The 13,463-nt window shown below is 38.1% G+C and carries 10 protein-coding genes; 7 read left to right on the forward strand and 3 right to left on the reverse strand.

Annotated features, from left to right (window positions below; all coding sequences use genetic code 11):
• Positions 1-229 precede the first annotated feature (229 nt).
• The 6 genes from AAEY62_RS13620 (at position 230) to AAEY62_RS13645 (ending at position 7,087) form a co-directional block, all read left to right on the forward strand.
• Positions 230-2,047: a M14 family metallopeptidase gene (locus tag AAEY62_RS13620; protein ID WP_350635119.1), complete on the forward strand. Its 1,818-nt coding sequence runs from the start codon at positions 230-232 to the stop codon at positions 2,045-2,047.
• A 1-nt stretch (position 2,048) separates the two neighbouring features.
• Positions 2,049-2,690, forward strand: a complete 642-nt coding sequence (locus AAEY62_RS13625) for an MBL fold metallo-hydrolase (RefSeq protein ID WP_024592375.1) — start codon at positions 2,049-2,051, stop codon at positions 2,688-2,690.
• Between the two features lie 107 nt (positions 2,691-2,797).
• Positions 2,798-3,256, forward strand: a complete 459-nt coding sequence (locus AAEY62_RS13630) for an Lrp/AsnC family transcriptional regulator (protein WP_007375323.1) — start codon at positions 2,798-2,800, stop codon at positions 3,254-3,256.
• Positions 3,257-3,385: 129 nt separating this feature from the next.
• Positions 3,386-4,942, forward strand: a complete 1,557-nt coding sequence (locus AAEY62_RS13635) for a SulP family inorganic anion transporter (protein WP_010554472.1) — start codon at positions 3,386-3,388, stop codon at positions 4,940-4,942.
• 251 nt (positions 4,943-5,193) lie between these two features.
• Complete coding sequence (locus AAEY62_RS13640) at positions 5,194-6,270, forward strand: sensor histidine kinase (protein WP_007582687.1); 1,077 nt, start codon at positions 5,194-5,196, stop codon at positions 6,268-6,270.
• A complete protein-coding gene (locus tag AAEY62_RS13645; RefSeq protein WP_007582688.1) occupies positions 6,263-7,087 on the forward strand; it encodes a LytR/AlgR family response regulator transcription factor in 825 nt (274 codons plus the stop codon). Before AAEY62_RS13640 ends, AAEY62_RS13645 begins: the two co-directional genes overlap by 8 nt.
• 68 nt (positions 7,088-7,155) lie before the next feature.
• On the opposite strand, the gene pyk is transcribed toward AAEY62_RS13645, so the two are convergent.
• Positions 7,156-8,592, reverse strand: coding sequence for a pyruvate kinase (gene pyk / locus AAEY62_RS13650; RefSeq protein ID WP_039489818.1), 1,437 nt, complete (start codon positions 8,590-8,592; stop codon positions 7,156-7,158).
• A 377-nt stretch (positions 8,593-8,969) separates the two neighbouring features.
• On the opposite strand from pyk, the gene gnd reads away from it, so the two are divergent.
• Positions 8,970-10,343, forward strand: a complete 1,374-nt coding sequence (gene gnd / locus AAEY62_RS13655) for an NADP-dependent phosphogluconate dehydrogenase (protein WP_350635121.1) — start codon at positions 8,970-8,972, stop codon at positions 10,341-10,343.
• A gap of 69 nt (positions 10,344-10,412) precedes the next feature.
• Here the strand turns inward: gnd and ansA are convergent, their stop codons facing one another.
• Both ansA and sppA read right to left on the reverse strand, forming a co-directional pair.
• A complete protein-coding gene (ansA, locus tag AAEY62_RS13660) occupies positions 10,413-11,423 on the reverse strand; it encodes an asparaginase (RefSeq protein WP_350635123.1) in 1,011 nt (336 codons plus the stop codon).
• 82 nt (positions 11,424-11,505) lie between these two features.
• Positions 11,506-13,371 carry a signal peptide peptidase SppA gene (sppA, locus tag AAEY62_RS13665; protein WP_024590136.1) on the reverse strand — a complete coding sequence of 622 codons (1,866 nt, stop codon included), beginning with the start codon at positions 13,369-13,371 and terminating at the stop codon, positions 11,506-11,508.
• Between the last annotated feature and the right edge of the window lie 92 nt (positions 13,372-13,463).

Genomic DNA, 13,463 nt, shown 5'->3' on the forward strand with positions numbered 1-13,463 from the left:
GTTAGCGTCAGATGTAATCCTTTAAATTGATTAAGTATTTTTACGAGTTGGTATAAATAGTAATGTAATGAATTACTGTACATTAATAACGTTATATAGCCTTAAAATACAGGTGTGAATGAGTGACATGTAATTGGCTGCATTTTTTTGTTGAATCACCGCAGTTTCCTCATTATAAAAAATTTAGTTGATATAATTTATATAATTAAGGCGTTTGTTAGAGAATTTTATGTTTGCAAGTTTACTAGTTTTATCTGCAAGTGTGGCGTATGACGCACACTTACCTCCATTAATTGAGTGGCAGGGGAAAAGCGTAGAGCTTTTACAAAAACAAGGGCCGTTAACTACTGATTTTGAGTTGTCAGAAGGGGAAGCGTCGCCAGATTATGCAAATACAATGGCATTTGTAGATAGATTAGTTGCTGCAAACCCTACTCAGTTTCAATCTCAAACCATTGGCTATAGTAATAGCAAGCGTGCAATAAAAATGTTGATTGCCAGTGAACAAGGTTTTTTTGAAGCAAGGCAAATGGCTAATAGCACTAAGCCAACTATTTTTATCCAGGCAGGAATACATTCTGGTGAAATAGACGGTAAAGATGCCATGTTTATGCTGCTTAGAGATATAGCGACTGGTAAGCGCCGTGACATTTTAAAAAAGGTAAACATATTATTTATTCCTATTTTAAATGTAGATGGACACGAACGTAGCAGTGCATTCAATCGCATCAATCAACGGGGCCCTACAAAAATGGGCTTTAGAACAAATGCTAATAACCTTAATTTAAATCGTGATTTTACTAAATTAGATACCCCAGAAGTTAGAAGTGTTCTAAAGGTTATTAACGACTACAACCCAAATTTATACATTGATGTACACGTAACCGACGGCGCAGATTACCAATACGATGTGACTTATGGCTACAATCCGGTATTTTCAAGCGAGTCGCCTGCGGTATCTGATGCACTAAACCAGTTTTTTAAACCTCTGATTGACGATACGCTAGCTAAGCAAGGGCACATGCCAGGGCCACTTGTTTTTGTTATGGACAAGCGCGACTTTAAAAAAGGATTAGCGGGATGGGTTGCTACGCCGCGCTTTTCAAATGGTTGGGGTGATTTAAAGTCATTACCGACTATTTTAGTTGAAAATCATTCATTGAAGCCTTACAAGCAACGTGTATTAGGAACTTACGTATTTTTAGATGGTGCTATTACTGCGCTATCAAAGCACAGTCATGAATTAGCTAATGCAGTAAAAAAAGAACAGGAATTTGTTCCTAAACAGTTAATAGTAAAGCGTGGCTATTCCAAGCAAGCTGATACGATTGCGCAGTTTAAAGGTATTGAGTATTCATCAAGCATGAATGCGCTCTCAGGCCAAAATGAAGTGAAGTATTTGGGTAAAGCACATACATATACCGACTTACCTATTTATTGGCAAAAAGATGTACAACATACAGTTGAAGTACCTAAAGCTTTTTTTATTCCGCCTGTATATCGCAATATTATTAAGAAACTAAAGTTACATGGTGTCTCTATTAATAAACTTGTAGGGGCAAACACACAGCCTTTAAAAGTAGCAAAGGTGGCAGACTACACGTTTGATAAAGCGCCATTTGAAGGCCGTTTTAGAGTGTCAGCAAGTTTTGATTATGTCCCTGCAATAAATGTAGATTTAGATGGTTGGTATCAAGTCAATACTCAACAAAAAGCAGGTGAGCTTGCCGTGCATTTATTGCATCCTGAAGCACCAGATTCGTTTTTTGCATGGGGGGAATTTAATACTATTTTTCAGCGTACTGAGTACATGGAAAACTATGCACTAATTCCGTTTGCACGCCAAATGCTAAAAGACAATCCAAAGCTAGCGCTTAAGTTTGATGAAAAGCTTAAAGATAAATCGTTCGCAAGCGACGCTGATGCGAGATTAAACTGGTTATATGAGCAAAGTCCATTTTATGATCAAGCGTACTTAAAGTACCCAATATTGATGTCATTTGAAGAAGAAGTTGTTATTCCAGATCAAAAAAGTAAAGAAATCTAATATGCAAATTATAACCATACCCGTCACTGCATTTGCACAAAATAGTCGTATTATTTGGTGTAGTGAAACTAAACAAGCCGTAGTCATAGACCCAGGTGGCGACCCTGATAAAATAGTAGCTGCCCTTAATGAGCATAAACTAGAATTAAGTGCTATTTGGTTAACGCACGGGCATTTAGATCATGTGGGTGGGGCTGATATTTTACGTAATCAATTTAACGTACAAATTATTGGCCCACAAAAAGATGAGTACTTCTGGTTTGAAAACTTACCTATGCAAGCACAAATGTTCGGGTTTAAACCCATTGAGCCTTTTTATCCGGATATTTGGCTAAACCATAACGACACCGTGAGCGTAGGTAAACTTAGCTTTTTAGTGAAGCATTGCCCAGGGCATACACCTGGTCATATTGTGTTTTATCAACAAGACAATGAATGCGTTATTGTAGGTGATGTTATTTTTAAAGGCTCAGTAGGGCGAACTGATTTCCCTAAGGGGAACAGCGAACAACTTATAGAGTCGATTAAGACGCATATTCTAACCTTACCTGATAATACTAAAATATTGGCAGGGCATGGGAGCGACACTACGGTTGGATTTGAAAAACAAACAAACCCTTTTGTGAGTGGTAAGTTTGGTTAAGTTACTTATTTGAAGTTTGGCAAACTGCATAAAAATTAAAAATAAGCAGACTGAGTTTTAAAATGGTTGTATAATTTAACCAGTTTATTTGATAAATAAGAAATAAAATGTCTCTAAATCACGTAGATCGCCAAATATTGGCACTTTTACAACAAGATGCTAGTTTATCAACCGCAGAAATTGCTGATAAAGTAGGCTTGTCTCAGTCTCCATGCTGGCGTCGAATTGCCAAGCTAGAGCAAGATGGTTATATAAAAAGCAAAGTGGCTCTTTTAGATGAGAAAAAACTTGGCTTTGATATGCTTGTATATGCACATGTGCGCTTATCAAATCACGGTAAAAAGAACCTTGCTGAATTTGAAAAACTTATAATGAGTTATGATCAAGTAACAGAGTGTTACACCATGGCCGGAACAATGGACTTTATGCTACGCATAATTTCACAAGGCATAGAAGGTTATGAGCACTTTGTACGCGATAATTTACTAAGCTTAGAATATGTACAAGAAGTACATTCTAATGTAACAATGACATGTGTAAAACGCAGTACTTCCCTCCCTTTATAAAAGCACTTCTTTTAAAAGCTAAACCTCTTTTAGTTTAGTTTAACCACATAATGACAATTGTTAACTGAGCGCTAATTTGGTAGAATTTAGCGCTTTTTTTGATACCCATTACACCATTTGAGGAACTCAATGTTTAACTTACTCAGTAGGGCGCCTAGCTCTGCTAAAAACGATATTCTATCTGGATTAACTGTGGCGCTAGCCTTGGTGCCAGAAGCTGTTGCGTTTGCCTTTGTTGCAAATGTAGAACCTTTAGTTGGTCTATATGCCGCGTTTATCGTTGGTTTAATCACGGCTATATTTGGTGGCCGCCCCGGTATGATTTCAGGTGCAACCGGTGCACTAGCTGTTGTTATGGTAAGTTTAGTGCTTGATCATGGTGTTGAGTATTTATTTGCGACCGTATTGCTCATGGGCATACTGCAGATACTCGCGGGTGTATTTAAACTCGGTAAGTTTATCCGCATGGTTCCTCATCCGGTAATGCTTGGTTTTGTAAACGGCTTAGCTATTGTTATTTTTCTTGCTCAGTTAGGACAATTTAAAGTGCCTGATGGTATGGGCGGACAAGAATGGATGACGGGTAACCCGTTATATATTATGCTTGGTTTAGTGGCTTTAACCATGGCTATTATTCAGTTTTTACCTAAACTAACAACGGCTGTACCCTCTACATTAGTCGCTATTATTACAGTGACCGCTTTAGTCATTGGTTTGGATTTAGAAGCGCATACTGTAGTTGATTTCTTAAAAGGAATGACAGGCGACGAAGCTGCAACAATTGCAGGCGGTTTACCTCAGTTTCATATTCCTATGGTACCGTTTACTTTCGAAACGCTACAAATTATTTTTCCTTATGCACTTATTTTAGCGGCTATTGGTTTAATTGAATCATTATTAACGCTTAGCTTAATTGACGAGATTACAGAAACTCGCGGTCACAGTAATAAAGAGTGTATAGGCCAAGGCGCTGCAAATATTACTTGTGGTATGTTTGGTGCAATGGGGGGGTGTGCAATGATTGGTCAATCAATGATCAACATTAACTCAGGTGGTCGTTCTCGCTTATCGGGTATAAGTGCTGCATTGATGTTGCTTGCGTTCATCATATTCGCTTCAAGCTTAATTGAGATGATCCCACTAGCTGCACTTGTTGGTGTTATGTTTATGGTTGTATTAGGTACGTTTGAATGGGCCAGCTTTAAAATGATGAAGCGTGTGCCTCTATCTGACGCGTTCGTAATAGTACTTGTATCGGGTGTGACGGTTATTACCGATTTAGCGATTGCAGTATGTGTAGGTGTTATTGTATCTGCATTAGTATTTGCTTGGCAGCATGCTAAGCACATATACACAACTAACTATATTGACGAAGAAGGCGCTAAAGTATATGAGTTACATGGCCCGCTTTTCTTTGGTTCAGTTAAAAACTTTGCAGAGTTATTTGATGTTAAAAATGACCCTAAAAATGTAATTGTTGAATTTAAGCATAGCCGCGTATCTGATCACAGTGCAATAGAAGCAATTGACACACTTGCTGATAAGTACACAAAAGCAGGTAAACAACTTCACTTACGTCACTTAAGTAAAGACTGTACGCAGTTGTTGCATAAAGCACGCGATTTGGTTGAAGTGAATGTGATTGAAGATCCAACATACAAAGTAGCATCAGACAAACTAGCTTAATTTACACAAAGCTATTTATATTTAAAAAGCGAAAGGTGAATAACCTTTCGCTTTTTTAGTGTATCTACTATTTGTTTGCGGTAAGACTATTAAAAAGCAAGGTAGGCTGTAGTGCTATGCAAACTCATAAATCTATATAATAAGACTATCTAATTTTATTAAAATTAGCTCTACATAGGTAAAAATAATAAAGAATAACAAGCGCCTATTTTATGGAATTAGTCTTTAACTATACGGAGTAAACATCTATTTTGAACTGGCAATCTTTAGTCGATAACAGACAGCGCTTTTTTTGGCTTTTGCAAATTGCAGGCTGGATTGGTTATGCGTTAGTAAATTATATTGGCTCTAAAGTATTTGAAATGCGTGATATATACGTATTTGTTATTTTATTAAATGCTTACGCTGGTTGCTTAATGACAGTACCGCTTAGGTATATTTACCGTAAAATTTGGAATGCCTCGCCTTGGGTATTAATGATTGTGGTATTTGGTGCCTCTTATGTAACAGGTACTTTATGGGCTGTCGTTCAAAAATTTAATTTGTGGGAAATATACCGCCATGGTTATAGACCAGAGGAGTGGTTTTATTACCTGCAGCAAGGCTTAGATTCTGTATATATTATTTTATGTTGGAGTGGTTTGTACTTTGGCGTTAAATATTATCAGTTATTACAAAGTGAGCGACAAAAAGCACTAAAAGCCACAACTATGGCACACGAAGCGCAATTAAAAATGCTTAGGTATCAGCTTAACCCCCATTTTTTATTCAATACACTTAACGCTATTTCTACTTTAATTTTGGTTAAAGAAAACAAAGATGCTAACTTAATGGTAGCAAGGTTAAGTGACTTTCTACGTTATACATTAAATACCGATCCAATAAAAAAAGTACCGTTAGAGCAAGAGTTACATGCGCTCATGCTTTACTTAGAAATAGAACGTGTACGTTTTGATGAGCGATTAAAGGTAAATGTAGATATAAGCGAGCAAGCTAAAGAGGCTTTAGTACCGAGCTTAATCTTGCAACCTATTATAGAAAACGCGATTAAATATGCTATTGCCCATCTAACAGAAGGTGGAGTAATTGATATAAAAGCACAGGTATTTGCGAATGAGTTATTACTAGAAGTGGGCGACAACGGCCCAGGTACTGACATACTCGATGGCCAATTAGTTAACGCTCAAGGCGTAGGTGTCGCTAATACCAAAGATAGATTAAAAACGTTGTATGAAAATAATTATTCGTTTGTATTATCACATAATACGCCAAGTGGATTAAAAGTTAATCTGCGAGTACCTTTTGAGAAGGCTGTGAAAAATGACTAAAATAAAAACACTCATTGTTGATGATGAACCGTTAGCACGAAAAGGTTTAGCGGTAAGGCTCGAAGAATACTCTGATATTGAAGTAATTAAATTGTGTAGTTCAGGGGCTGATGCAATTGAAATGTGTCAAAGCGAGAAAATTGATTTGGTTTTTTTAGATATTCAAATGCCAGGTATGAATGGCTTTGAAGTAGCAAGAGCCCTTAGCGAAAGCTCAAAAGCATTACCAGCGATTGTATTTGTAACGGCCTTTGACCAGTTTGCTGTAAAAGCGTTTGAAATTCATGCTCTCGATTACATTTTAAAACCCGTTGATGATAACAGACTAAAACAGGCGGTAGAAAAAGTGCATACCTACTTAAAAACGCAGCAAGACAACGCCCATAAGAAAAAACTAGCGAGTTTTGTAGCCGGTATTACTGGTAACAATTGCGAAGAAATACTTAAAAAATTAGCCACTGGCGATATGCTAACAGACAGACGTTACCCAGAATCGCTTGCTGTAAAAGAGCAGGGTGAAATTATACGGGTACCTGTAGCGACTATCCAATGGGTTGATGCAGCAGGTGACTATATGTGTTTACACTGTGAAGACGGACAAACGCATATTCTACGTAAAACAATGAAAGAGCTTGAGCAAGAGCTCGACCCTCAGTTATTTGTGCGTGTGCACCGCAGCGCAATAGTAAATACAAAACAAATTAGTAAACTGGTTACACAAGTAAGTGGTGAGTATTTATTAGTACTTGAAAATGGCCAAGAATTAAAAGTGAGCCGTAGCTACCGAGATAAGGTTAAAGCGGCATTAGCAAGTTAAAGCCAACGCTTTTATTACAGACACAAAAAATGCGAGCTAAGCTCGCATTTTTTATATTCGGCGTTTAATTACGCAACAGTTACAATTTTCATTGTGTTAGTTGCGCCCACAGTTTCCATTGAGTCACCGTGAGTAATAATTACTGTATCGCCAGACTGTAAAGACCCTTGAGAAACTAAAGTATCAAGCGCGGCTTTTACCATACCGTCTTTTTCAGTTTTTGTAGAATCAAAAAATACTGGGTAAACACCACGATAAAGTGCTGTTTGACCTAATGTACTCGCATGACGTGAAAGCGAGTAGATTGGTAAGCCTGAGCTGATACGCGACATTAATTTAGCCGTACTACCAGATTCAGTAAGTGTGATAATTGCTTTAACAGAATCTAAGTGATTAGCTGCATACATAGCAGAAAGCGCAATTGATTCAGCATTGTTAGAAAAGCGACTATCTAAACGATGCTTAGAAACATGCGTTTCTTTTTGAGATTCAGCACCTAAACAAACACGTGCCATAGTTGCAACAGTTTCTTCAGGGTAATCACCTGCAGCTGTTTCAGCTGAAAGCATTACAGCATCTGTTCCATCAAGAACAGCATTTGCAACATCCATAACCTCTGCACGTGTAGGCATAGGGTTATCGATCATCGATTCCATCATTTGCGTTGCTGTTACTACAGTACGGTTTAATGAACGAGCACGACGAATAATTAGTTTTTGCTTGCCCATAAGAGCTGCATCACCAATTTCAACACCTAAATCACCACGAGCAACCATTACAGCGTCAGACGCTAGAATGATGTCATCAACAGCTTCTTGTGTTTCTACGGCTTCAGCACGTTCAATTTTTGCAAGTAGTTGTGCTTTTGAACCAGCAGCTTCAGCAAGTGAGCGTACGTAGCGCATATCGTCGCCACTACGTGGGAATGATACGGCAATGTAATCTACGTCAATTTCAGCGGCAGTTATTAAATCTTCTTTATCTTTTTCAGTAAATGCTGGAGCAGTTAAGCCACCACCTAAACGGTTAATACCTTTATTGTTAGATAAAACACCGCCAACAGTAACTGTACAATGTACTAAGTGCCCAGCTACTTCATCAACACTTAGTTGAATAAGGCCGTCATTTAGGAGTAGTAGGTCGTTAGGGCTAACATCGTTAGGTAGTTCTTTATAATCAATACCTACAGAGTTAACATCGCCTTCGCCTTTTTCCATTTTTGCATCAAGAGTGAACTTTGCACCCACAGCAAGCGTTACTTTACCTTCTTTAAAAGTAGAAACGCGGATTTTAGGGCCTTGAAGGTCAGCAAGGATAGCAATATGCTTGCCTAATTTTTTTGCAATATCGCGTACAGCTTGCGCACGGTCTTTATGATCTTGGGCAACACCATGTGAGAAGTTTAAACGTACTACATTAGCCCCAGCGATAATAATTTTTTCTAAGTTGTTATCTCTATCGGTAGCAGGTCCAAGGGTAGCGACTATTTTCGTGCGTCTTAGCATCAATTTCTCCTGTTTGCTTGGTGAAAGCATGTTGACGTTATTTTGTTGAATTAAAACATCTATATTAGATTAAAATATTTTAATTATGTGCAAACTTCAAAGGTTTGCCACTATTTTATACAAAACTATTGTGTCATCATTATGACACCGGTGTCAGAATGCGTCAATGATCTTAATTTCAATTAGCGTAGCTTTTAGTCACCCCGAGAGCATTGATGTTTGATATAATTACGTAGCTTATTTATCTGTAATAAAAAAGCATGTTGTATGGGCTCATAGTTAGTATTTTATGACTGTATGAGTATAATGCACGCGGTATTATTTAATTTATACACTGAATTTTCTAACCAAATAGTTGTTACCGAGGAGGACACTAGATGCAAGTTGCATTAGTAGGGTTAGGCGTTATGGGAAAAAATCTTGCCCTAAACTTGATTGAAAAAGGGATAACGCTAGTCGCTTATGATAAAAACCCACATGCGGGTGAAGAGTTACTAAGTTGTGCCAAATCACAAGGCATGGCTGATAGGCTTCACATTGTCTCTGATTTAAGTGACATGGTAAGGCGTTTGGAGGCACCTCGTTCTATTTTATTACTTGTTCCTGCTGGTGAGTTAGTTGATACAGTTTGTAATGAACTTGTAGAGGCCGGCGTTAATTGTGACGATATGATAGTCGATTGCGGTAATAGTAATTATAAAGATGGTATAACGCGTAAACTCAAATACCAAAATAAATTTGAATTTGCCACTATGGGAATTTCTGGCGGTGCAGAAGGCGCTCGTCATGGTCCTGCAATGATGGCAAGTGGTTCTGAAGGTGGTTGGGAACGTATTGAGCCATGGTTTGAAAAAGTAGCTGCTAGCTATAATGGCGACTCGTGTTTTGCACGTGTTGGTCAATCAGCAAGTGGTCATTTTGTAAAAATGGTTCACAACGGTATTGAATACGCACTTATGCAACTTATTGCAGAAGTGTACCAATTACTTCGTTTAGGCACTAATCGTTCTCCAAAAGAAGTGGCTGAGATATTTAATGACTGGTCAGAAGGTCAATTAAATAGCTACTTACTGTCTATTTCTAGCCACATATTGTCACTTGAAAATCATAATAATGTACCGCTTGCGGACTTAATTGATAATAAAGTTGGCGCTAAAGGTACTGGTCTTTGGACTGCGCAAAATGCACTAGAACTTGGTATTGCAGTTCCTTCACTTGTTGCTGCTGTACAAGCTCGTCATTTAACTAATGCATGTAATACAACGGCTGCACAAGAGATGACGTATGCATCTAAACCAACTAACAATGTTGAAATTGATTTAGAAGAGCTAAAAGAAGCGTTCTTACTTGCAAGCTTACTAGCGTATCGCCAAGGTTTAGCGTTAATTAAAGGTGCATCACGTACTCATCAGTGGAAAGTTGATTTATCTAAAACGCTTCAAACGTGGCGTGCTGGTTGTATTATTCGTGCTGACTACCTTGATAGCGTTGCACAAGGTGTTGAATTTATTGATACCCTTGAGAAAGAGTCTAACTCTTTGCGCAAAATTACCGGCCAAGCAATAATGACTGGTTTAGCATTCCCTGTATTGGGTGCTACACAAACGTATTTAGCAACATTAACCACACCGAGTAATGGGCATTTAGTTCAAGCCCAGCGTGATTACTTTGGTGAGCACGGCGTTAAAACCCATAGCGGTGAAACATGCCATTTAACTGACTTAGTAGATATCGACGCTAAAGTTAGGTAATAAACAGTTGTTTAAAACGATAAAGGCACGCTATTTAGCGTGCCTTTTGTATTTTAGGCGCTGTGAGATTTAACGGCTTAATTCACCACGTAAATTGTCTTGCATTAAATGACGAATCGTCTCTACTTCTAGCTTTTGGCTAAATAAATAATGTAATTTAGTTAAACACGCTTCAAGGGTCATATCGTATCCACTAATAACACCAATATTTAACAGTGCATTACCCGTTGCATAGCCGCCCATATTTACATGGCCTTTTAAGCACTGGGTTAAATTAACAATAACGACGCCACGTTTACTTGCTTCTTCAAGTATTGATAAAAAGTTAGGATCTTGCGGTGCATTACCTACACCAAAACTAAGCAACACCAAGGCTTTAATATTGCCATTAACTAAGCTTTTAACCACTTCTTGACTAATACCAGGGTATAAATAAAGCACACCAATGGGTTGAGGTGTAATAGGGGTAACTTGCAGCTCATTTTCAACATAAGGACTAAGTTGGCCTTTAATAAGTTGAATACTAATACCCGATAACGCGAGAGGATCAAGATTAGGCGACGCAAATGCATTAAATCCATCGGCGTGGGCTTTAGTTGCTCTGTTACCTCTAAACAGTTGGTTATTAAAAAATAGACTTACTTCTGCAATTGGATAATTTGCCGCTAAATACATTGCATTCAGAAGGTTTACTTGACCATCTGAGCGTAATTGAGAAAGCGGAATTTGTGAGCCAGTTACAATCACAGGTTTAGTTAGGTTTTCGAACATAAACGATAGTGCTGAGGCTGTATACGCCATTGTATCGGTGCCATGAAGCACAACAAAACCATCATAATCTTGGTATTTATCTTTAATGTCATCAGCAATAAGTTGCCAATGCTCAGGAGACATATCTGAAGAATCTATAAGAGGGCAGTATTCGTGAATATCAAACAAAGGCATTTCATCACGGTTAAACTCTGCGTTGCTCACTACGGTTTCTGTTAAAAAACCTTCAGCAGGAATATAACCTCGACTCGATTTTTTCATACCTATAGTACCGCCAGTATAAGCGATATAAATGCGTTTACGTTTCATAAAAAAAGCCCAGTAAAAAAACTGGGCTTAGTATAACGTTAAGTAACTTTAAATACAGCTGATTAGGTAAAGCTATGCACTTTTATTGTGCAACGTTACACACTAAACAGCGTGCATATACACCTTGTGGATCGTTGTAATCTTTAAGGTTTTCAACTTCAGTACTTAATTGGTTAATAACGCTTTGCAAGTTAGCTTGCGTTGCTAACACAGATGTTTTTTGTGTTTGTAAACCAAGCATCGATTTAATAGACGCGTTACCAAAAATGTTTTGAATCATTTTTTCTTGCGAGCTTAAATCTTGTTTAATGGTTTTAACTTCATAATGATTAAGTTTTGCAAGTGCTGCTGCTGCTTTTATAGCATCTTGTTTATCACCAAGTTTGTCTACTAAACCTAGTTCAAGTGCTTGAGATGCAATCCATACGCGGCCTTGGGCAATTTTATCAACTTGCTCAGGCGTCATATTACGGGCATCAGCGACAACATTCAAAAAGCGACCGTATGCTTCTTCAACGCTCATCTGAATTACTTGACCCATTTTTTCGTTTAGGGGACGAGTGATAGAAAAACCAGCCATTTCGGTTGTTGCAACGCCATCTGAATAAACACCAATTTTAGATAAGGTTTTTTCAAATGTCATAAACGTACCAAACACCCCAATCGAGCCTGTAATAGTACTTGGTGCTGCCCAAATTTCGTTTGCAGCAGAAGCAATCCAATAACCACCCGATGCAGCCACAGAGCTCATAGAGGCAATAACAGGCTTTCCAGCAGCTTTAAGCGCTAATACTTCTGCACGAATAACTTCAGAGGCAAACATACTACCGCCACCTGAATCAATGCGCAGTACAACCGCTTTAACTTTGTCATCAAGGCGTGCTTTACGAAGTAGGGCTGCTGTAGAGTCGCCACCAATTTCGCCAGCTTTACGCTCACCATCAACAATTGTACCTTTAGCAACTACAACGGCGACTTTTTCGGTAATAGGGTTATCAAATTCAATCGGTGGTTTAACCAAGCTTAAGTATTCACGAAATGAAACTTGCTTAAATGTTTTGCCATCTTCTTGTGCGCCAACTAAATCAATTAATTGTTTGCGAACTTGTTGATTTGTTTTTAAAGAATCAACCCACTGGTGGTCAAGTGCATATTTACCTGCATCGCCATCTGCAGCTTTCATTTTTTCAAGGTATACGTCCATTGTCTCGTCGAAATTTGACTCATCAAATGGGCGAACCGCAGCAACATCTTGTTTGTATTCGCTCCAAAGAGCGCCTAACCAAACACGGTTAGCTTCTTTGGCTGCTTCAGACATGTCGTTACGAATGAAAGGTTCTACTGCTGACTTAAATGTACCAACACGGAAAATATGCTGCGTTACTTCAAGCTTTTCAAGTGCATCTTTAAAGTAAAGCGGATACATGCCGTAACCTTCAATACCTACGCTACCGTATGGGTGCATAGCTATTTCATCAGCATGTGATGCAATATAGTATTGTGCTTGGGTATAGTAATAACCCGATGCAATCACTTTTTTGCCAGCTTGTTTAAATGCATCAATAGCATTGGTAATTTGCTTAAGTTTGTTTAAATGCGCTTTAGGCATTTCTTGTAAATCAAGCAGCATCACCGTAATGCGATCGTCTTTAGTCGCTTCGTTTATTACTTCAACAATATCGTCGAGTAATATTTCGCTTGGCGCTTCAGAACCAGAAGTAGCATCACTAATTGCAGCTTCGACCGGATCTATGTATGTTTTTTCTTCAACAATAGGGCCATTTAGGTTAAGCCTAAGCACAGAGCCATTTTCAACTATTATTTTATCGTCGTCACTTGAGAGTGACACTAAGAAAACAATTACCAGTAATAAAAACAGAATGTTGAGTATTAAACGACGAGAAAAGTTAATTCCAGCCCAAATACCTTTAAATACCTTTGCTATCAAAATAGCTCCTTAATTTGGTACAGTTAATACATTAGTTCCATCTTAGCCTAGAATAAAAATAAATTTAACTGCTAAATCGTAACGAAGTGTTT

Origin of the sequence: Pseudoalteromonas sp. GW168-MNA-CIBAN-0100 (assembly GCF_040309225.1) — a bacterium.
Classification (GTDB): domain Bacteria; phylum Pseudomonadota; class Gammaproteobacteria; order Enterobacterales; family Alteromonadaceae; genus Pseudoalteromonas; species Pseudoalteromonas arctica.